The 20,419-nt window shown below is 47.8% G+C and carries 20 protein-coding genes, 8 tRNA genes and 2 rRNA genes; 27 read left to right on the top strand and 3 right to left on the bottom strand.

What is annotated here, in order from left to right:
• The 26 genes from KNO90_RS06750 to KNO90_RS06625 all read left to right on the top strand — a co-directional run.
• A 23S ribosomal RNA gene (locus tag KNO90_RS06750) occupies positions 1-135 on the top strand; the annotation flags it as partial.
• A gap of 95 nt (positions 136-230) precedes the next feature.
• Positions 231-347 (top strand): 5S ribosomal RNA (gene rrf, locus KNO90_RS06745).
• Positions 348-355: 8 nt separating this feature from the next.
• Positions 356-430 (top strand) — tRNA-Asn (locus KNO90_RS06740).
• Positions 431-435: 5 nt separating this feature from the next.
• Positions 436-510 (top strand) — tRNA-Glu (locus KNO90_RS06735).
• Between the two features lie 4 nt (positions 511-514).
• A tRNA-Val gene (locus KNO90_RS06730) sits at positions 515-590 on the top strand.
• Positions 591-621: 31 nt separating this feature from the next.
• A tRNA-Thr gene (locus KNO90_RS06725) sits at positions 622-694 on the top strand.
• Positions 695-700: 6 nt separating this feature from the next.
• Positions 701-784: transfer RNA gene (locus tag KNO90_RS06720), tRNA-Tyr, on the top strand.
• 5 nt (positions 785-789) lie between these two features.
• Positions 790-865 (top strand) — tRNA-Lys (locus tag KNO90_RS06715).
• Between the two features lie 5 nt (positions 866-870).
• Positions 871-945, top strand: a tRNA-Gly gene (locus KNO90_RS06710).
• A gap of 19 nt (positions 946-964) precedes the next feature.
• Positions 965-1,040 (top strand) — tRNA-Ala (locus KNO90_RS06705).
• Between the two features lie 201 nt (positions 1,041-1,241).
• Positions 1,242-2,144 carry an arginase gene (gene rocF / locus KNO90_RS06700; RefSeq protein WP_214742337.1) on the top strand — a complete coding sequence of 301 codons (903 nt, stop codon included), beginning with the start codon at positions 1,242-1,244 and terminating at the stop codon, positions 2,142-2,144.
• Positions 2,145-2,274: 130 nt separating this feature from the next.
• Complete coding sequence (gene sigW, locus KNO90_RS06695; RefSeq protein ID WP_012727640.1) at positions 2,275-2,850, top strand: RNA polymerase sigma factor SigW; 576 nt, start codon at positions 2,275-2,277, stop codon at positions 2,848-2,850.
• Positions 2,847-3,482, top strand: a complete 636-nt coding sequence (locus tag KNO90_RS06690) for a hypothetical protein (protein WP_214742336.1) — start codon at positions 2,847-2,849, stop codon at positions 3,480-3,482. Before sigW ends, KNO90_RS06690 begins: the two co-directional genes overlap by 4 nt.
• 126 nt (positions 3,483-3,608) lie before the next feature.
• Entirely contained in the window at positions 3,609-4,469 is an 861-nt protein-coding gene (gene cdaA, locus KNO90_RS06685) for a diadenylate cyclase CdaA (protein WP_214742335.1), read from the top strand.
• Positions 4,470-5,750 (top strand): CdaR family protein, encoded by a 1,281-nt coding sequence (locus KNO90_RS06680; protein ID WP_215113283.1) that lies wholly within the window; start codon positions 4,470-4,472, stop codon positions 5,748-5,750.
• Positions 5,751-5,786: 36 nt separating this feature from the next.
• Positions 5,787-7,145: a phosphoglucosamine mutase gene (gene glmM, locus KNO90_RS06675; protein WP_214742333.1), complete on the top strand. Its 1,359-nt coding sequence runs from the start codon at positions 5,787-5,789 to the stop codon at positions 7,143-7,145.
• Positions 7,146-7,503: 358 nt separating this feature from the next.
• The gene (gene glmS / locus KNO90_RS06670; RefSeq protein ID WP_215113282.1) at positions 7,504-9,300 is read left to right on the top strand and encodes a glutamine--fructose-6-phosphate transaminase (isomerizing); all 1,797 of its coding nucleotides are present in this window, start codon (positions 7,504-7,506) and stop codon (positions 9,298-9,300) included.
• A 139-nt stretch (positions 9,301-9,439) separates the two neighbouring features.
• Complete coding sequence (locus KNO90_RS06665; protein ID WP_215113281.1) at positions 9,440-10,003, top strand: YdhK family protein; 564 nt, start codon at positions 9,440-9,442, stop codon at positions 10,001-10,003.
• Between the two features lie 115 nt (positions 10,004-10,118).
• Entirely contained in the window at positions 10,119-10,598 is a 480-nt protein-coding gene (locus tag KNO90_RS06660; RefSeq protein ID WP_215113280.1) for a DUF2975 domain-containing protein, read from the top strand.
• 10 nt (positions 10,599-10,608) lie between these two features.
• Positions 10,609-10,827, top strand: a complete 219-nt coding sequence (locus KNO90_RS06655) for a helix-turn-helix domain-containing protein (RefSeq protein WP_012727632.1) — start codon at positions 10,609-10,611, stop codon at positions 10,825-10,827.
• A gap of 81 nt (positions 10,828-10,908) precedes the next feature.
• Positions 10,909-11,595, top strand: a complete 687-nt coding sequence (locus KNO90_RS06650) for a DUF975 family protein (RefSeq protein WP_214742329.1) — start codon at positions 10,909-10,911, stop codon at positions 11,593-11,595.
• A 69-nt stretch (positions 11,596-11,664) separates the two neighbouring features.
• Entirely contained in the window at positions 11,665-12,621 is a 957-nt protein-coding gene (locus KNO90_RS06645) for an NAD(P)/FAD-dependent oxidoreductase (protein ID WP_214742328.1), read from the top strand.
• A gap of 85 nt (positions 12,622-12,706) precedes the next feature.
• A complete protein-coding gene (locus KNO90_RS06640; RefSeq protein ID WP_214742327.1) occupies positions 12,707-13,150 on the top strand; it encodes a MarR family winged helix-turn-helix transcriptional regulator in 444 nt (147 codons plus the stop codon).
• 3 nt (positions 13,151-13,153) lie between these two features.
• Positions 13,154-15,808 carry an MMPL family transporter gene (locus KNO90_RS06635; RefSeq protein WP_214742326.1) on the top strand — a complete coding sequence of 885 codons (2,655 nt, stop codon included), beginning with the start codon at positions 13,154-13,156 and terminating at the stop codon, positions 15,806-15,808.
• A 104-nt stretch (positions 15,809-15,912) separates the two neighbouring features.
• The gene (locus tag KNO90_RS06630) at positions 15,913-16,197 is read left to right on the top strand and encodes a putative quinol monooxygenase (RefSeq protein WP_214742325.1); all 285 of its coding nucleotides are present in this window, start codon (positions 15,913-15,915) and stop codon (positions 16,195-16,197) included.
• A 14-nt stretch (positions 16,198-16,211) separates the two neighbouring features.
• Positions 16,212-17,096: a VOC family protein gene (locus KNO90_RS06625; protein ID WP_214742324.1), complete on the top strand. Its 885-nt coding sequence runs from the start codon at positions 16,212-16,214 to the stop codon at positions 17,094-17,096.
• Between the two features lie 34 nt (positions 17,097-17,130).
• Here the strand turns inward: KNO90_RS06625 and KNO90_RS06620 are convergent, their stop codons facing one another.
• The gene (locus KNO90_RS06620) at positions 17,131-18,948 is read right to left on the bottom strand and encodes an LTA synthase family protein (protein ID WP_215113279.1); all 1,818 of its coding nucleotides are present in this window, start codon (positions 18,946-18,948) and stop codon (positions 17,131-17,133) included.
• Between the two features lie 87 nt (positions 18,949-19,035).
• Positions 19,036-19,434, bottom strand: a complete 399-nt coding sequence (locus KNO90_RS06615; RefSeq protein ID WP_214742322.1) for a VOC family protein — start codon at positions 19,432-19,434, stop codon at positions 19,036-19,038.
• 199 nt (positions 19,435-19,633) lie between these two features.
• On the opposite strand from KNO90_RS06615, the gene KNO90_RS06610 reads away from it, so the two are divergent.
• Positions 19,634-20,110 carry a GNAT family N-acetyltransferase gene (locus KNO90_RS06610; protein ID WP_215113278.1) on the top strand — a complete coding sequence of 159 codons (477 nt, stop codon included), beginning with the start codon at positions 19,634-19,636 and terminating at the stop codon, positions 20,108-20,110.
• On the opposite strand, the gene KNO90_RS06605 is transcribed toward KNO90_RS06610, so the two are convergent.
• Entirely contained in the window at positions 20,105-20,368 is a 264-nt protein-coding gene (locus KNO90_RS06605; RefSeq protein WP_214742320.1) for a hypothetical protein, read from the bottom strand. The two genes, KNO90_RS06610 and KNO90_RS06605, sit on opposite strands and share 6 nt — an antisense overlap.
• Positions 20,369-20,419: the final 51 nt, after the last annotated feature.

Genomic DNA, 20,419 nt, shown 5'->3' with positions numbered 1-20,419 from the left:
AGCCCCCTCCGAGATGAGATTTCCCTTTGAGCAATCAAGAAAGACCCCTCAGAGACGATGAGGTAGATAGGTCATGGGTGGAAGCGTGGTGACACGTGGAGCTGAATGATACTAATCGGTCGAGGCTTTGATCTAGTCTAATGGTTTGTGTTGATGAATCCTCAGTTTTCAGGGAACAAGCCCTAAAACAATATTGACACGCGTATAGCGTGGTGTTAATATTCATTTTGTCTGGTGGCGATAGCGAGACGGCCACACCTGTTCCCATGCCGAACACAGAAGTTAAGCGTCTCAGCGCCGAAAGTAGTTGGGGGATCTCCCCCTGTGAGGATAGGACGTTGCCAGGCAAGATCGTTCCGCAATAGCTCAGTGGTAGAGCAACCGGCTGTTAACCGGTAGGTCGTAGGTTCAAATCCTACTTGCGGAGCCAATTTAGGCCCGTTGGTCAAGCGGTTAAGACACCGCCCTTTCACGGCGGTAACACGGGTTCGAATCCCGTACGGGTCACCAATATGGAGGATTAGCTCAGCTGGGAGAGCACCTGCCTTACAAGCAGGGGGTCGGCGGTTCGATCCCGTCATCCTCCACCATTTTTATGTATTACATCAAACCTATATATATGCCGGTGTAGCTCAGTTGGTAGAGCATCTGACTTGTAATCAGAGGGTCGAGGGTTCGAATCCTTTCGCCGGCACTCCTCGGGGGGGTAGCGAAGTGGCTAAACGCGGCGGACTGTAAATCCGCTCCTTCGGGTTCGGCGGTTCGAATCCGCCCCCCCCCACCAGGTTTGAGCCATTAGCTCAGTTGGTAGAGCATCTGACTTTTAATCAGAGGGTCGCAGGTTCGAGCCCTGCATGGCTCACCATTTTTGCGGAAGTAGTTCAGTGGTAGAATACGACCTTGCCAAGGTCGGGGTCGCGGGTTCGAATCCCGTCTTCCGCTCCATATTCTTATCTCTGTTTTCGGGGCCTTAGCTCAGCTGGGAGAGCGCCTGCCTTGCACGCAGGAGGTCAGCGGTTCGATCCCGCTAGGCTCCACCATATGTTTTTTTCTTAAGTTAGTGATGACTTAAGTTTTTTTTTGCCTAAAACCATGAACCATTCAATTGAGAGTACAGAGAAAGGCAGCCTGCCACCATTCAGGCTGTCTTTTTGTATGTTTATTCATAAATTTGCCGAGTTGAACCAAACAAATGATAGCGTTTACAATTTAACTATCAAGCGTTTAAAGGGGGAATGGCAATGCAATGGTCATATATTCACGTACCGCTGCGTTACGGTCAGGGGAAATTAGGGGTCGATCAAGGACCGACAAAACTAAATGAGATGGGGATGCAACAGCTCCTTCCAACAGGGACGGTTCAACATACGATTCGTGTTTTACCAGAATCTGAAATTCGAGAAAATGAAGAACATTTAAAACGAGTTGATGGTGTCCTTCATACTGTCACGGAATTAGCGGAAGTCGTACACCGTGAAATTTCGGAAAAACGATTCCCTATGATCGTTGGGGGCGATCATAGTATGGCAATCGGTACACTCGCTGGATTGGCTCAAACGGGTCCTTATGGAGTGATTTGGGTCGATGCACATGCGGACTTGAATACAGGTGAAACGTCACCGTCTGGAAATATTCACGGAATGCCACTTGCTGCAGCAATGGGCATGGGCGATGTGCGTTTGACGGAAGTGGGCGGACGTGAACCAAAGCTATCACCGGAACATCTCGTATATATTGCGCTTCGAGATATCGATGAAGGAGAAATGAATGAAATTAATCGACTTGGCATCAAAGTCATTACTGTAGAGGAAGTACGTACGCGTGGTGTGGATACAATCATGGCGGAAGCGCTAAGTTACCTTCGTGAACGAGTCGATCGCTTTTATATCAGTTTTGATATGGACAGTCTCGATGCGTCGCTCGTTCCAGGAACGGGAACACCAGTAGATGGGGGACTGACGGAAGTCGAAGCAAAAGCCATTTTAAAAGCAGCGATGCAGGCGGATGATTTGATTGCCGTTGAACTTGTCGAATTGAATCCGGCCTTAGACCGGGATGATGTAACAGCACAATTAGCCTACCGTCTATGTGAAACAATTATAAAAGCTAAAGAAAACCTGTTATTGGAAGGTAAGACAGTCTGATTTCCTGACAGTTTCCAAACCCGTTTGTTACAATGGGATTGGAAACTTTTTTTGTTTTTTATGAAACCATTTTAAAGGCAACACGTATATAGACATGACCGCATGTGTAGCGGAGAGGGGAAGTGGATTGATGGAACGGCTGACCACCCGTTTGGTAGATGAATTGAGGGCGGGGAATCACGATTCGTTTGCCGAACTGGTAGAACTATACAAGGATGGCGTCTTTGCAATCGCCTATAAAATTTTGTATGATCGTGGCGAAGCAGAAGATGCTGCCCAAGAAGCGTTCATTCGTGCCTATACACGAATCGATACGTATGACGCGCAATATAAGTTCAAAACGTGGCTCTATCGAATCACAACGAACGTTGCCATCGATCGTTTAAGAAAGCGTAAGCCGGAGTATTCGATGGATGCCGAAATTGCGGGTACAGACGGTTTGACTTATCAAGACCACTTAGCTGATGAAGCACCCCAACCCGATGCCCAAGTGGTTCATCGCGAAATTCGAAGTGAGATGCATGAAGCCATCAAGCAACTCCCAGACAAATACCGCATTCCGTTATTATTAAAATATGTGGATGATTTGTCGCTTAAAGAAATCAGCGTGATGATCGACATGCCGGTCGCAACGGTTAAGACAAGGATCTTCCGGGGAAGAGAAATGTTAAAAACAATCTTTCAAAATAGGGAGGGGTTCAATTGACTCCTGAAGAAAAAGTACAACAATATTTGGAAGATGGCGTTTTGCCCGAAGAATCTGACGAATTGCGTCAATTGCTAGAGGACGATGACTTATATGAATCGTATCTACAATATGAACGAATCGACGCAGAACTGAAAGCATTGCCTCGTCCAAAGTTATCAGAAGATTTTACAGCTCGCGTGATGGCCGCTTTACCTGAAACAGCTGCACAACCTGCAACAGGTTCGGTCGTACCGTTATCAACATCCGTTCGAAAAAAACGGAAACCCCATTCGAAACAAATGCTTTGGTTGCAGAGACATCCAGGCTTGATCGCAGCGGTCCTGTTCTTCAGTTTAATGTCTAGCGCGACACTCGGACTATGGAGCAGTGCGTCCGAGACGATGACATATACGAAAGTACCCGGTATCGTCGTATCTGACAACGAAGTCATTGTGCCAGAGGGGGTCACCATCGAGAAAGATATCACTGTTCAAGGTGGTGATTTACGGATTGAAGGAACTGTCAATGGAGATGCGACAGCCGTCAATGGTCGTGCCTATTTAGCGAGTGCTGGTCAAGTCACAGGAGAAATCGAGCAAATTGACCAGATGTTTGAGTGGATTTGGTATTCGATGAAACAACTTTTCTAAAGGCGCCTCAGGCGTCTTTTTTCGTTTCAATCTGGTTTTGTTTTGATATGACGCAATGCGTATAGATCGAAATGATGATATAATGGAACTTGCACGATTTAGCTAGGTAGTTGAGGAGGGGAGCATTTGCCGCTACTTGAACAAGTATCATTTTTCTCATTTTTAAATCTTTCAGAGAACGTACATTGGTACGATTATTTGAATGATGTTTTAGATATCGTCGTCGTCACGTACGTCATTTATAAGTTAATGATGATTGTGCGTGGGACAAAAGCAGTTCAACTAATTAAAGGGATATCCATCATTCTGGTCAGTTGGTTCTTGAGCGGTTTCTTCGGATTGAAGACGCTCCAGTTCTTGCTAAATCAAGTGATTACGTATGGACTCCTTGGGATTATTATTATCTTTCAACCTGAGTTGAGGCGTGGTCTTGAACATCTTGGACGGACGAGCAACTTATTTGGTCGTACGGGAACAAGTGACGAAGAACAACAACGACAAATGATTGAAGCCATCGTCAGTTCAGCGCAGTATATGTCGAAACGCCGAATTGGTGCATTGATTGCGATTGAGCGCGATACGGGATTAAACGAGTATGTGGAGACGGGTATTCGTATGGATTCACATATTACATCGCAGTTGATTATTAACCTATTTATCCCGAATACACCGTTACACGACGGTGCGATGATTATTCAGGATGGAAAGATTGCGGCAGCCGCTTGTTATTTACCGCTCTCTGAAAGCCCGCATATCGACAAAGCGCTCGGGACACGTCACCGAGCAGCGATCGGAGTCAGTGAAGTGACAGATAGCGTCACGTTAACCGTCTCGGAAGAAACAGGAGCGGTCTCACTTGCGATTGCAGGACGCCTGTACCGTGAGTTGGATGAAGAAGCGCTACGAAGCAAATTAATTCAAGAACTCGTCATCGAAGAAAAAGAGGCGACCCTCTCATTCTTCGGGAAAAAAGGAGGGGAAAAGTAAGTGATTGATCAGTGGTTACAACATAAGTGGTTTCTCCGCTTCATCGCACTTGCTTTAGCCGTCCTTCTATACTTAATGGTCGCAGAGACCAGTTCATCAAATAGCGCGTCTAGCGCATTACCGATTGTCGGGCAAAGTTCCCTGACGCTTGATGTGCCGGTCGAAGTCTTTTTTGACGAAGTGCAGTATGTCGCATACAACGTACCGGAAGAGATGGGAGTCGAGCTTCAAGGTCCCTCTAGTAGTTTAACGATGACGAAATTAGTGAAAGACTATCAGGTATTCGTCGATTTGACTAATCTCGGTACTGGCTTTCATCGTGTACCCGTTGAGGCACGTGGGTTCGGTGGCGACGTCAACGTCAAATTGGACCGAGAGACTGTCGAAATCTATATCGATCGGAAACAAACGATTGAAGTACCCGTGTCTGTGAATTTATTGAATAAAGATCAGTTGCCAGATGGCAAAGTCGCGGGCGTTGTCGACGTTGAACCATCATCTGTAAAAGTCACGGGAGGCGCAAGTCGGATTCAAAACGTCAAAGAAATCACATTGAATGTGGACGTGGCGAATCAAAATCAGACATTCACCCGAGAAATTCCACCGACAATCTTAGATGCGAACGGAAATCCGTTGAACGTTTCGGTTGACCCGAATATCATTAACGTGACCGTTCCGATTTATAATGAGAGCGCGATGATTCCCATTGAGGTCGTCACGAGTGGAGAGGTGGCAGAGGACTTTCGGTTAGTCGATTCGTTGTTAGGTGAGACGGAAGTTCGTGTCTTTGCACCAAAAGAGGTGCTAGACCAGCTGGAAAAAGTCGAAACAGAACCGATTGAACTTGACGATTTGACGAAGTCTGAAAAAGTGATGGCCACTCTAAGGCTTCCAGAAGGGGCTACATCGCTCGATCAAAAAGAAGTTGAAGTCCAGGTGCTCGTTCGTCCGAATGACGAAACGAAAGATGATACGGGTGAATTGACGGAACGGATTCGATTGACGGTTCCGGTGAATGTCCGTGGATACGACCGGACGAATTATACGATTCAAACGCAAGATGTGGTCAGCGTGACACTTTCTGGAAAACGTTCTCTTCTCGAAAACATCTCTTCGAACAGTGTCAATGTGACATTGGATTTGACCGGATTACCGAGTGGGACGCATGCAGTAGATGTCGACTATGAAGTACCAAAAGGCGTGACGGTGATTTCGCCTAAGACAATCGATGTTCAATTGACGAGCGTCGACGAAGAAACAGAAACATCTTCCATTCAATAAAGATGTTCAATCATACAAAAGTGAGGATTTAATCTTATGGGTAAATATTTTGGAACAGATGGAGTTCGCGGTGTTGCGAACTCTGAGTTAACTGCGGAATTAGCATATCGTTTAGGTCGTGCGGGTGGCTATGTGTTGTCGAAACATTTGCCAGAAGGCGAACAGCCGAAAGTGTTGATTGGTCGTGACACACGGATTTCAGGACATATGCTTGAAGGTGCATTGATTGCAGGTCTTCTTTCCATCGGTGCAGAAGTGATGCGTCTCGGTGTCATCTCAACACCTGGAGTGGCTTACTTGACGAAATCGCTCGATGCAACAGCAGGTGTTATGATTTCGGCATCGCATAACCCGGTGGCGGACAACGGAATCAAATTCTTCGGTAGCGATGGTTTCAAATTAGATGATGCAACCGAGCAAGAAATTGAAGACATCTTAGATGCTACGGAAGATACGCTCCCACGTCCGACAGGAAAAGACCTTGGTTTCGTTTCGGATTACTACGAAGGCGCGCAAAAGTATCTTCAAATGTTGAAACAAACCGTAGAAGAAGACTTCGATGGTCTTCACATTGCGCTTGACTGTGCACATGGTGCAACGAGCGGTCTTGCTGCTCGCCTCTTCGCAGACCTTGAAGCGAATGTGTCGACAATCGGGAACTCACCAAACGGACTTAATATCAATGAAGGTGTTGGTTCAACTCACCCTGAGCACTTGGCTGAGTTCGTTCGTGAAAAGGGAGCGGATATGGGTCTTGCGTTTGATGGTGACGGTGACCGTTTGATCGCGATTGACGAGAACGGTGATATTGTCGATGGAGACAAAATCATGTACATCTGTGGGAAATACTTGAGTGAAAAAGGACGTCTCAAGGACAACACGATCGTCGCGACGGTCATGAGTAACCTCGGGTTCCATAAAGCTGTCGAAGAAGCGGGCATGACGGCGCTTCAAACAGCTGTGGGTGACCGTTACGTTGTGGAAGAGATGAAGAAACATCAATACACACTCGGTGGCGAACAATCAGGACACTTGATTTTCCTCGATCATTCGACAACGGGTGACGGCATGCTATCTGGTGTGCAATTGGCCGAAATCGTGAAATCAACTGGACGTAAACTGTCTGAATTGGCGGCTGAGATGCCGGTTTATCCGCAAAAGCTCGTCAACATTCGTGTCACGAATAAAAATGATGCGATGAACGGTGAGCGTGTGCTCGCAACGATTCAAGAAGCGGAAGCGGAAATGGCCGGAAACGGTCGAATCCTCGTCCGTGCATCGGGTACAGAACCACTCGTTCGTGTCATGGCTGAAGCCCCGACAGCGGAAGAGTGTGACCGTTACGTTGAAAAAATCGCACAAGTCGTTCGCGAAGATTATGGCGTAGACGGATAAAAATTGAGAAACAGGGAATAACACAAGGGAATCCACATCGGATTCCCTTTTTGTTTCCGTTTTGTCATCGAGAAAACAGCGGATTTTCTTGACGAATGGGGGTGTGATTTGTACTATTAAGAGCGTGACCTTGGAAACGGAAGGACACAAGAGTACGAACAAGCGCCAGAACTCTGCGGAGTTGACGAGGTTGGAGGTTATCGAGATTTCGGCGGATGCCTCCTCGTCGCCTGTCACGACGATAAGCATGCTTTTAAAACGCCCGGGTGACCGGACGGACAAAGAAGTGTGTGTTGACAGCTCTTAGAAAAAGCCCGTTTCCTTTTTCGAGAAATCGAAGAATAGAGGAGATTTGTTTATGTGTGGAATTGTAGGAATGATTGGGAATACCGGAGCGAAGGAAGTCCTTCTCAAAGGTCTTGAAAAACTCGAGTACCGTGGTTATGACTCGGCAGGTCTTGCGTTGATGCATGAGAATGTCAACGTTCACAAAGAAGTCGGTCGCATTGCCGCGCTACGCGAAATCATCCCAGCAGAAGTAGACGGCACGATTGGAATCGGCCACACACGTTGGGCGACACACGGGGTACCGAGCGTACCGAACGCCCACCCGCATCAGAGTACGACAGGACGCTTCACGCTCGTGCATAACGGCGTGATCGAGAACGACGAAATCATCAAGAAGACGCTTGACGTCCCGTTCCTCTCGGAGACGGACACGGAAGTCATCGTCCAGCTCATGGAGAAGCACTTCGTCGAACTCGGCGATGTCGAGGCGGCGTTCCGCAAGACGCTTTCGGACCTCCACGGTTCGTACGCGATCGCGATGATCGACTCAGAGGACCAAGAACGCCTCTATATCGGCAAGAACAAGTCACCGCTACTCGTCGGACTTGGTGACGGCACGTTCAACGTCGTCGCATCAGACGCGATGGCGATGCTCCAGGTGACGGACCAGTACCTCGAGCTCCACGACGGTGAAATCGTCATCCTCACACGTGAGTCGGCGACGATCAAGACGCTCGACGGTGACGTGCTCGAACGCGCGCCATACACGGCCGAGATCGATGCATCAGACATCGAGAAGGGCACGTACGCGCACTACATGTTGAAGGAGATGGACGAGCAACCGGCCGTCATCCGCAACATCATCCAGCATTACCAGAACGAGAACGGCGACATCGAACTCACAGAAGGCGTGCGCGAGCTCGTATCGGAAGCGGACCGTGTCTACATCGTCGCATGTGGGACAAGTTACCATGCCGGTCTTGTTGGGAAACAATTGATTGAGCGCGTTGCAGGTGTACCGACTGAAGTACACGTTGCTTCAGAGTTTGGTTACAACATGCCACTTTTGACAGAGAAGCCACTCTTCCTCTTCATCTCACAATCAGGTGAGACAGCGGACAGCCGTGCCGTGCTCGTCGAAGTGAAAAAATTGGGCCATAAAGCGCTCACGTTGACAAACGTAGCAGGATCAACGCTCTCACGTGAAGCGAACGAGACGATGCTTCTCCATGCCGGACCAGAGATCGCGGTCGCATCGACGAAAGCGTACACGGCGCAGATTGCCGTCCTCGCGATTCTCGCATACGACATCGCACGTGCGAACGGGAAGAAACTGCCGTTTGATTTGATGCAAGAGCTCGCACTCGTTGCGACAACGATGGACTCGATCATGGCACAAAAAGAAATCTTTGAAGAGCTTGCAGATAAGTTCTTAAAAGAGTCACGCAACGCATTCTTCCTCGGACGTGGATTGGATTCATATGTCGGTCTTGAGGGCGCATTGAAGCTCAAAGAAATCTCATATATCCAAGCAGAAGGATACCCAGGTGGGGAACTCAAGCACGGTCCGATCGCGTTGATTGAAGACGGGACACCGGTCATCACGCTTGTGTCTCAACCGAACACACACCTCAACATCCGCGGAAACATCAAAGAAGTTGTGGCGCGTGGTGCCATCGCATGTACGATTTCAATGGAAGGAATGGAACATGAGAACGACGCATTCGTTCTTCCACGTGTTGAACCACTTCTCACACCACTCGTGACGGTTCTTCCGCTTCAACTTATCTCGTACTATGCAGCACTCGCTCGCGACTGTGATGTCGACAAGCCACGTAACTTGGCGAAGTCTGTAACGGTTGAATAATGTCCAAGACCAAAATCTTTCGGGATTTTGGTCTTTTTTGTTGCAATGAGTTAACAAATCATCGGAATGCTCTCAAATAGGTCTGTTCGTTCTTTGGGATGGGTACATTTAACATGAGTATGGATAAAGGAGAGATTCGATGAAACAGAAGAAATGGATGACGGGTTTAAGTGTCATCGTACTCGCTACATCGTTAGCCGCATGTGGGGATACCGAAAACGATACATCGATGGAGATGTCAGAAGAACAAAGCATGGATCATTCGTCAATGGACCACTCGGGGTCTGGAGAAGTTCCGGACGGGTTGAGGGAAGCCAGTAATCCGACGTATCCAGTCGGAACAACTGCGAGGATGACAGCAGATCACATGCCAGGGATGGAAGGTGTGGAGGCAACGATTGTCGGTACGTATGATACGACGGTGTACGCCGTCAGCTATACACCTACTACAGGTGGTGATCCCGTGGAGAATCATAAATGGGTGATTCACGAAGAACTGGATAATCCAGATGAGGCGCCGTTGTCTGAAGGTGACGAGGTCATATTGGCCGCTGACCATATGGAAGGGATGGAAGGTGCAGAAGCGACAATCGATACAGTTGAGGAGACGACTGTTTATATGGTTGATTACACGACCGAAGATGGAGAAGAGGTCACAAATCATAAATGGGTGACCGAAAGTGAACTAGAAGCAATGAAATGAATGAAGTAGACCTCGAGTACATCTCGTGGTCTACTTTTTTTCGATAAATATTTATTGATAAACGATAAATAAGAGCGTATGATAAAGAAAATGACATGAGTGAGGGGTGTGACAAGTGAAACGAGAAACTGTCTTTTTAAAATTAGCAGTGATTGTCTTAGCTCTCCCGATTCTCGCCGCGTGTATCTTTTTGCTCCCGTTTCTTTGGCGAGATGCAACGGAGAGCGGGGGCTGGATTGCGAATTCGATGCGTCCGATTGTTGTGGGGATGTACGTGGCGGCGATCCCCTATTTCATAGCTCTGTTCCAGACGTTTACCTTACTAGGATTGATTGACCGGAACAAGGCATTCTCTTATGGGGCGGTGAGAGTACTTCGAGTGATCAAGTATTGTGCACTGACTATCACGATCATTTATACGATGTTGCTTCCGTTCTTCTATTGGTTCGCTGAGCGTGACGATTCGCCCGGATTCTTTGTCATCGGTCTCGTACTTGTATTTGCCGCATTTGTCATTGCGGTTTTCGCTGAGTTGTTACAGAAACTATTGAAGCGCGCCATCGACATGAAACAAGAAATCGATTTGACGGTATGAGGTGAGAGAAATGGCGATGATTGTGAATCTGGATGTGATGTTGGCGAAACGGAAAATGAGTGTGACGGAACTGTCGGAACGAGTCGGGATCACGATGGCGAACTTGTCGATTTTGAAAAACGGCAAAGCGAAAGCGATTCGTTTTTCGACACTTGAAGCGATTTGCGAAGCACTCGACTGTCAACCGGGAGACATATTGGAATATCGAGCGGACGAGCGAGCAGAGTGAATCTCTGCTTTTTTATATGAATTTGAAACGTGTTCTTACTATGTTCCGTATATATAGGTATCAGTCAGGGGGAGATGTAGAATGATTCAAACATGGACAGAACGAACACATGAAGCAATCAATGGGAAACGAGGTCTACTGTTAGTCTGGTCGTTTCTTTGTGCCGTAATAATAGAGGTTATTGCAATATTCGACCCGACGCTTTACGGGGCGAAAGCCGATTCAATACAGGCAATTGTATTCCTTTTAGGTTCGATGGTTGTAACTTTCATGTTGTATCCAATCATAATCGGTTATCACTGGGCCATCCTTTCAATTATTCGCGGACAAAATGCACAGTTTCGTGATGTGTTTCGACCAATGAGAGAACGATTTGGTAAGAATGTGACTACTGTCCTCTTACTAACTATCTTTCAGACGCTATGGACACTTTTGTTCATTGTGCCGGGAATCGTGAAGTTCTTCTCCTACGCGTTTACTTACTTTATTTTGCGAGATGAGCCGTCATTATCGGTCAGAGAATCCATCACGAAATCACGTGCGATGATGGATGGTCAGAAGTGGGAGGCGTTCAAACTGATTTTGCCGTTCATCCCGATTTATTTGATCGGCTTCACGTTGTTTATGGTCGTAAATTCTGTATTACTTGCCGCATTATCACTATCTATAGCGACGATCCTCATTCGTCCATTCGTCGTTGCGCGTTTCGCTGTCATGTATGAAGACTCGCGTCGGGTGTACGATGAACAATGGAACAAGCCAGCCTGAAGCATATCAAACAGAGGGGAAATTGAACGAACGTGCTACAATCTTCATGAAGAGAAAGGGGAATGTGGAATGAAGATTGGGATCATCGGGGCCGGTCTAAGCGGAATCATCGCAGCACGTCAACTCGTGCGTCAAGGTCATGTCGTCGAACTGATTGAAAAGAGTCGAAGCGTCGGGGGACGCTTGGCGACGCGTCGAATCGGTAACGGACGGGCCGACCATGGAGCGGTCTATTTCACGGTGCGTGGAGAAGAGCTCGAACGAGAGGTGCAATCGTGGATAAATGCGAACTGGGTGCGAGTCTGGTATGCCGACCCATATCCACGTTATGTCGCGATTGATGGGATGAATGCACTCGCTAAGCGTTTGGCTGAAGGTTTGACCGTACAATTGAATGAACGGGTGGAGAACATTCAAGTGGAAGAAGACGAAACCGTCACAGTCAAGACAGACGTGACGACACGTTCCTATGATCGACTCGTGATGACTTCACCCCTTCCACAGTCGTTCGATTTGCTTGGAGATTTAGCTGCCCATGTCGAGCCCGCGTTACTTCGTCTTATATATGCGCCGACGTTCGTCGGTCTCTTTGAATGTGCAGGTGATGTACAGATTGGGGCAGATGGGATTCTCGACCATGACTTGACACCGGGGTTGTTGAAGGTAATCGATAATCGGCAAAAAGGAATCTCTGCGACATCACTCGTAAGTGTCTATATGGAAGAGGCGTGGAGTGAGGACTGGTATGAGCGACCGGAGGCGGAGACGCTTGCAGAAGTTGAGCGGTTACTCCGAGAGGAAGTGGGCGATATCGACCTCGTGTCAAAACAATTGAAACGTTGGCGTTACGCGCAAGCGAAAGAGGTGTGGCATGAATCGTTTTATCAGGTAAACCATTACCCGATCTATTTAGCTGGCGATATTTTTCTTGAAGCGGATGATCCATCTGGACGAACGCGATTCGAAAGTGCCTATCTGTCTGGGTTACGTGTGGCAGAAACCATCGAAAAGAACATGGACCGATAAGGGCACCCCTTATCGGTCTTTTTATTTGACGTTATTTAGTTTAGGGCATAAACTATAATTATCTAGTTTAGGGGGTAAACTAAAAATGAAAGCATTGATGCGCGAAGCGGTGCAGTTGTTTGAAGAAGTGATGTTCCATGGGACGGAACATGTCATCGAAGCGATGGAAGGGGATGTATGGCGTGAGTATTCGCGTGAACAGCTCCAACTGTTGAAGTTACTCGATCAGTTTGGACCCACTCCTGCTGGGCAATTGGCGCAAAAACAAGGTGTCCATAAAAGTGCGGTTTCGAATCGCCTTAAAAAGTTGGTCGAAAAAGGACTCGTCACGAGTCGACGAGGACAAGACCAACGCGAGCGATTGATTGAATTGACCTCAGAAGGAAAGCGGCTCGTCGAAGAAGTGGACGGTGCCGTCTATCGATATGTAGAATCTCTCATCGATGGAGAAGTAGATGAAATTGAAATCGAGCAGTTTGTTCGGACGTTCCGAAAAATAAAACAATTGCTTCGAATCGGGGAGGAATAACACGTGCATAAAATCATTCAATGGCGCTGGGGAATCCTCATTTCCCTCATCATTTTGACGGCAGCACTATTTGTCGCAGCACCGAACTTAACGAAACAAGCAGAAGAAGCTGGTAGTTTTCAGCTAGCGGACGATATGGACTCACAGCGCGCACAAGCGATTTTAGATGAAGCTGGGAAGAGTGATAAAACCATCTCGCTCGTCTACGAGTTCGAGTCGATTGGCGAAACAGAGCGAACGGATGTCGCTCGTGTCATCGAAGAGCTTAGGCAGAATGAAACGGTCGTGACCGATGTTCTCGATCCGTTTGAAAGTGAGGAGACAGAGGCACAGCTCGTCTCAGAAGACGGACGCATCGTTCTCGTCCCCATCACGGTAGAAGGTACGACGGAAGAAATCAATGCGTTTGCTGATGATGTCCGTGAAAACGTGCTTCCAGAAGATGAAACAGTATATATCACCGGGGAAGAAATCATTAATAATGATGTGAACTTAAGTGCCCAAGAAGGATTGAAAAAGACGGAAATCATCACGGTCGTGTTGATTTTTGGATTACTCCTCCTCGTCTTTCGTTCCATCGTGACTCCGTTCATCCCGCTCATCGCGGTTGGATTCACGTATCTATTGAGCCAATCGTTCGTCGCGTTCTTTGTGGATTGGTTTGGATTCCCGGTATCGAACTACACACAGATCTTCCTTGTCGCCATCTTGTTCGGGATTGGGACAGACTACTGTATCCTACTTCTTAGCCGCTATAAAGAGGAGTTGAGTGCGGGGCATGCGATTGAAGACGCCATCGTCAACACGTACAAGACGGCAGGACGGACGGTTCTTATCAGTGGGCTCGCGGTCTTCGTCGGTTTCGCTGCCATCGGATTTGCTGATTTTCCAATCTTTAAATCAGCGGTCGCCGTTGCGGTCGGGATTGCGGTGTTGTTGTTGATTCTCTTCACGGTCGTTCCATTCTTTATGGCAACGCTCAAGCAGCGACTGTTTTGGCCATCGAAGAAGGCAGGCGAACACCATGACAGCAAGCTCTGGGCTAGCTTGAGCCGATTGTCGGTCAATCGTCCGTTCGTATCGATTTTGGTCGTTGGATTGATTACGGTGCCGGTCCTATTCACGTATGACGATGATCGTTCGTTCAATACCGTCGATGAGATTGGAGACGGTTACGATTCGGTTCGTGGGCTGAATTTGATCTCTGAAGGATTCGGTCAAGGGGAATCCCTTCCGGTGCAAGTTATTTTGAAACAAGATCAACCCATTACAGAATCAGATGTTGCTTACATCGAAAAGTTTGCAAGTGAGCTTGAAAAAGTCGAAGGCGTGAATGGTGTCCGTGCGCTTACACGCCCGACTGGTGAAGTCATCGACGATTTTTATGTCGACACACAACTCGGTGAAGTCAGCGATGGCTTGTCTGAAGCGCAGACGGGTCTCGGGGATGTTCAAACTGGATTGGATGAGATTGAGCAAGGATTGAACGGGATCGTTGGACAACTACCAAGCGGTTCAACCAATGCTGGGGCACCGCTTGCAGAAGCAGCAGCGGGGCTGAATCAGTTGAATGGTCAACTTGGTCTCATTGGGCAAGGATTGACAGCGACTCAAAACATCCCGGCCGCAGTCGGACAGCTCGGTCAAGTATCAGCTGGCCTCACACAAATTGAGTCAGGAATCAACGAAGCGGCGTCCGCATTAAATGCACAAGGTTCTCAGGTCGGTGAACTTGGTAGCGGGTTAGCGCAACTGGCGACAGGTGTCGCGGAAGCGAACGACGGGCTAGGACAAATTGAGTCTGGTCTCGGCGAAGCCGTTTCGTTCTTACAACAGTTGAGTGAAGCAGATGCGCTTCGGGAGACAGGCGTGTATCTTCCGGAAGGGACGCTCACATCAGATGAGTTCTCACCTGCAGTCGAACGCTATGTCTTCGATGAAGGAATGGCGACTCAGCTCGAGGTCGTCTTAGAGATGGACCCGTATTCCCCAGAAGCGATTGATACCGTCGAGACAATCAAAGAGACGATGAATCGTGCCGTGACGGGAACACCGTATGCGGATGCGACCATTGGATATGCTGGTATCTCAAGTATCAATAGCGATTTAAATGAAACATCGACGAATGATTTCAATCGAACGGTAGCCATCATGCTCGTGACGTTGTTCATCGTTTTGACCGCATTATTCCGTTCGATGATCATGCCACTCTATATGATCGCTTCGCTACTCTTGACGTACTATACGTCAGCGGCAATCACAGAGCTGATCTTTGTAGAAGGACTCGGCTATGACGGGATTAGCTGGGCCGTTCCGTTCTTTGGATTTGTCATGTTGATTGCCCTTGGAATTGACTATTCCATCTTCTTGTTAGATCGATTCCGGGAAGAGACGATCAATGGGAAGACGGTCCGTGAGGCGCTCATCCACTCGATGACGAAGATGGGGACCGTGATCATGACCGCGGCTGTCATCCTCGCCGGGACGTTCGGTGCCATGATTCCGTCAGGCGTGCTCAGTCTCGTCCAGATTGCGACGATCGTCATCACCGGTTTGTTATTGTACGGCTTGATTGTGTTGCCCCTCTTGATCCCAGCCATTACGATTTCATTTGGCGAAGGTGTCTGGTGGCCATTCCGACAAAAGAAAAAGTCATAAGTAGAAACGGATGTCTCGTATGATGAGATATCCGTTTTTTGGGGATAGATTGTGGTGGATTCGGGAACAGAAAGGCAGGTCCATTATTGAAGGAGGAATATGATATGGAAATCGTCATTACCGCAATTTTGAAAGCTCATCCCGGAAAAGAAGAGGCGTTACGTGATGCGCTACACCGTGTGATTCCACCGTCACGAGCAGAAGAAGGGTGTCTTGCATACGTTCTCCACGAGGCGATTGATGAGCCGGGTACGTTTGTCTTCCATGAAAAGTATCAAGACGAAGATGCGCTCGATCACCATATCCATTCGTCGCACTATCAGGCGTATCGTGATGAAGCCGGAGAGCTTCTCGCCGTCCGTGAGGTCTATCGTTTGCATGAAGTCTGAAAGGAGACATTCTCATGATTACACAACCCGTGATTCCATGTATTTGGTTTGAACAGGACGTTGAAGAGATTGCCGAGTGGTATGTATCCATCTTTCCAGATTCGTTTGTCGACTATACGACGAAATTTTCAAGTTCACCAGCAGGCGAGACGACGATTGTGACGTTATCGCTCGCTGGACAGTTCTTTCAGTTGCTAGGGGGAGGCACGGCGCAAGAACGGAATCCGTCCATTTCCTATATGGTGTCGCTTGCGACGACAGAAGAGATCAATGCGCTATGGGAACGATTATCTGACGGAGCGGATATCTTGATTCCATTAGACACGTACGACTTCAGCCAGCGCTATGGATGGTTGCAGGACCGCTACGGAGTTTCTTGGCAAATCATGCATGATGGGGGGATGGACATCCAGCTCGTGACGCCATGCCTCTTGTTTGTCAAAGAAGCATTCGGTCGCGCCGAAGCGGCGATGAACGATTGGATCTCTATTTTCAAAGATTCGTATGTATTGGACGGGCATACGGTACGATACACGAAAGAAGACGGGGACGAGCTTGACGGGAAAATCAACTATGCTCGTTTCGTCTTATCCGGTCGAGAATTTGTCGTGATGGACAGTAATGAAAATCATGAATTCTCGTTTAACGAGACCCAGTCGCTCATTGCTTTTTGTGAGACACAAAATGAAGTCGATGCGTACTGGGAGCAACTATCGGCTGTACCGGAAGCGGAGGAGTGTGGTTGGCTGAAGGATCGCTACGGCGTCTCGTGGCAAATCATTCCGTGGGAAATGGAAGAGATGATGACGGTAGGTTCACAAGAGCAGATTGAACAGGTCGTACAGGCATGTCTCCCCATGAAAAAACTCGATATCGCAACGTTGCGTAAAGCTTACTAAACAAAACTCCCGAGACAAATGCTCGGGAGCTTTTTCATGGACTCATTTGCGAGAGGGCATCCTTCTCGATGATTGTATCCGAGAGACGGAGCTGACTCGTCGCACGATCGATATATGGGGCGCATCGATCGAATGCGACTTGTTCTTCCGTCTCAATGGAATAGCATGTGCCGTTACCAGCACGCTCGGTCAAGTCTGGTTCATAGTAATAATCTTCATATCGGAATGCGCCCGTCCGAAAGACGGTCAGATTTGGCGTATCATTCAATAAGGAGTCGCCAAGCATATATGCCGGAGAGATCCCAAGTAAATCGAGGATCGTCGGGGCGATATCGATTTGCCCACCACTCGCTTGCATGACTTCTCCTGTCGTCAAGCCAGGGGGTTTGATGAAGAGAGGGACAGCACGGTCAAGTTGAAACGCGTCAACCGTCGAGTCCACTTCTACGATGGAGGCCATTTTGTCTCCTGGTGCCGTCAGACCACTATCGTGGTCACCATACATGACGAGAAGCGTCTCATCCCAAAGCCCATCTTGTTTCAATCGTTCGATGAACTGACCGACCGCCGCATCGACGAAATGAACGGTATGATAATAGTTTTCGAGAAGGGGATCGTCAATTTCTGACAGGTCTAACCGTTTCTCGTCTTCTGGAATATCGTACGGGGTATGACTCGTCAATGCGACTAAAAATGCGTAAAATGGTTCATCCAACTCTTCCATAAATCCGACCGACGTATTTAAGAACTCCTGATCGTTGAGTGCCATTCCGATAATGCCTTGGTCGGGGTAGTCTTTGCCACTAAAGAAATGGTTAAATCCGGTGTTTTGATAAAAGTCATCCCGATTCCAGAAGTCTTTCCGGAATGCATGCATGGCTGCTGTATCATACCCCGCCTCATTCAATGATTGAGCAAGCGTATTAAACTTATTTCCCGGGAAACGCGTGTAAACGGAACCGGATTTGACAGGATAGAGCGACGTATTGACGATGAACTCTGCATCGGACGTTCGCCCTTCATGCGTTTGATGATACACGTTCGGGAAATAAAGCATGTCGCGTCTTAGTCGGTTCAAATTCGGGGTCAGTTCCTGTCCATTAATCTGTTGATCGATGACGGATGTTTGAAATGATTCGAGTTGTAGGACGATGACGTTCGTATCTGGACTTGGGGCATTTAATTCTTGATAAGAGAGTGCTTGAATTTGAGAACGCTCCTCGTCTGTCAGGGCTTCGTTCCATCCCATGGCACGTTCGACCCCTCGAGCGACATCCATCGCGTGATACCCCCAAAATCCAAGATGATAATATTCACGCATATTCGAGATCGGGTCATCTGCAATCCACTTTTCTCCACGCTGATAACTGAGGGTGAGCGGGATTGTGAAGAGAAGAAATCCGAGTGTGAAGCCAGCGAACGCCAACCGTCTTCCGTTCTGCTTTCCTTCACGGACAGGACGACGTTTCATATAACGCAAAATCAAACCGTAGATGATGAGGTCGATGAAGAAGAACGCATCGATTGGGCGGATGAGCGTCAAGAAGCCACCCCCGACATCTCCCATCTGCCCGATATCAGATAGTAAGGCGACGGATAATAAGTCTTCAAAATAGCGATAGTACCAGACGTCCGAGACGAGCAAGGTACTATGCAGGAACAGAGAAACGTATAAAATCCATCGGCGGATCGGATAAGACACGGCGAGTACCCAACTCGTCAGGAGTAGAATCGTCGCCAAATTGATGAGGAAGAATAAGAAGTCGAACGCCGTCGCGGTCAACCAGCTAAAAAAGAAGAGCTTTGCCAGAGAGAGTGACAAGTAGCTCCAATAATCGAGATATTTGATCATGAACAACACATCCTTTTCATACCCATTCCCGATGAGACGAGTGAGGGAAACGTGAAGATGTGTCCAATTAAAAAGAGGCACAGGGCCTCAGTTAATCAGAAACGTATCGCGCAGTTCGATGATGGTTCCTTCCGGTGCTTTCAGTTTACTTAAATGACCGTCGACGACGAAATAGATGTTGCCACCGTGCTTCGGCAAGAACGTGACACCGAGCTGTTCGAGTCGTGCGACTTCCGCTTCGAGATCATCCACATAGAGGGCGAAATGGACGGGACCGGCCGCATGTTTCGAATAGTCTTGTAACGTTTCATCCGTTTTAGCAGTCTGGAGCTCGATATAAAAATCACCGAGCTTGAGCCAACTGTTGAAGTCACGCGTGTGGAAGTTTGGAGACTCTTGGACAAGTTCAAAACCGAGCGCTTCGTAAAATGACTTCGATGCGGCATAGTCTGGTGTTTGGATACAGATATGGTGGATTTGTTTCATTAGTTGTTTCCTTTCGTTTGTAGGTCGTTCACGCGATTACGGTGGAATGGGGAAGTCAAATCTTCCGAGAGTATGTCCATCCGGGTCTCGTACGTCTAGTGTAACGAATGCAAGCTTTCGAAGATACGGGAGAAGAAACTTTTTACGGGAGAAAGCGTATGAAAGAGAGAAAAGGATAGGAAATGAATGAGGTGAACATATGAAAGTAAATGAGATCAGGATTCAACAGATTGATGCAGTCAATCGAGAGGCGGTCATCGCCCTGACAGTGGACGAGAAACAATCCCGGTTCATCGAGACGAATGCCGAATCGCTTCAAGAGATGACTGAGGATACGAAATACGATTGGCAGAGCTTTGCATTTTATGAAGGCGAGAGGCCGGTTGGCTTCATGATGGTCGGGGCGGAAAACGAGACAGAACGTTATGTATGGCTCGATCGCTTCATGATTGATCAACATGAACAAGGGAAAGGCGTCGGAACGAAGTGTCTACACATCGCAGTGGAATTTATCCAGACACAATACGACGTGGATGATATCATCCTCAGTCTCCATCAAGAGAATGAAGCCGCGAAACGATTTTATGCGAAGAACGGCTTTGTCGACAGCGGCTTAATTGATGAATGGAACGGTGAGGCGATTTGGGTTTATCACACGAAAACCCGACCGTCATGAGTCGGTCGGATTCTCGGATGGACTTATTTTTTGCGTGACATTCATAGCTGTCAAGAAGAAGTAAATAGCAACGAACAAAAATAGGGTAATGAATCCGTTTTGAAAAAATGGATCAATAAACGTCGGTTCTTCCGGCCAGCTTCCTGTTGAGATTTGGGCGCTCCAACGGGTGTAGAGTGCAATGCGTTCGAGCGTGTATAAGAGCCCGGACAAAAACAACAATATACCACCCGCTACAAGTTGATTGAAACGTGACATAAAACTCCTCCTTATAGACGTTGTCTACAGTTTACCATTTTCATCCAAAAA

This window comes from Exiguobacterium sp. s63 (assembly GCF_018617335.1).
Classification (GTDB): Bacteria; Bacillota; Bacilli; order Exiguobacteriales; family Exiguobacteriaceae; genus Exiguobacterium.
This window is presented reverse-complemented; position numbering and strand designations above follow the sequence as displayed.